General features: G+C 56.4%; 1 protein-coding gene. It reads left to right on the forward strand.

What is annotated here, in order from left to right; translation table 11 throughout:
• The coding region (locus AB1462_RS32245; RefSeq protein WP_367249183.1) for a laccase domain-containing protein at positions 1-311 on the forward strand (311 nt) is incomplete at its 5' end.
• Between the last annotated feature and the right edge of the window lie 113 nt (positions 312-424).

Consider the following 424-nt stretch of genomic DNA (forward strand, 5'->3'; position numbering starts at 1 on the left):
TCTTCGCCGTGCTCGGCCCTTCGATAAGCGCGAAGAATTACGAGGTGGGGCCTGAATTCGTCGCGCGTTTCATCGAGGCGGATGCAGGCAATGATGCGTATTTCTCGCCTTCATCGAATGCCGGGCATTCGATGTTCGACCTGAACACCTATACGGTGGACCGGCTGCGGGCGGCAGGTGTGACGGCGGAATGCCTGAACCGCTGCACCTATGAGGAAGAGGCGCTTTTCTATTCCTACCGGCGCACCACGCACCGCAAGGAACCCGATTATGGACGACAAATCTCGGCAATCGTGTTGGAGAATATTTGATGGCGCTGCATTTTGAACGCTCCGAATTTGACGCAAGACGCGACCGGCTGATCATTGAAATGGCCGAGCGCAAGCTCGACGCGATCCTGCTTTTCGCGCAGGAAAGCATGTAC

Source organism: Pseudomonas sp. SB113, from assembly GCF_040754745.1.
In the GTDB taxonomy this organism is placed as follows: Bacteria; Pseudomonadota; Gammaproteobacteria; order Pseudomonadales; family Pseudomonadaceae; genus Aquipseudomonas; species Aquipseudomonas grimontii.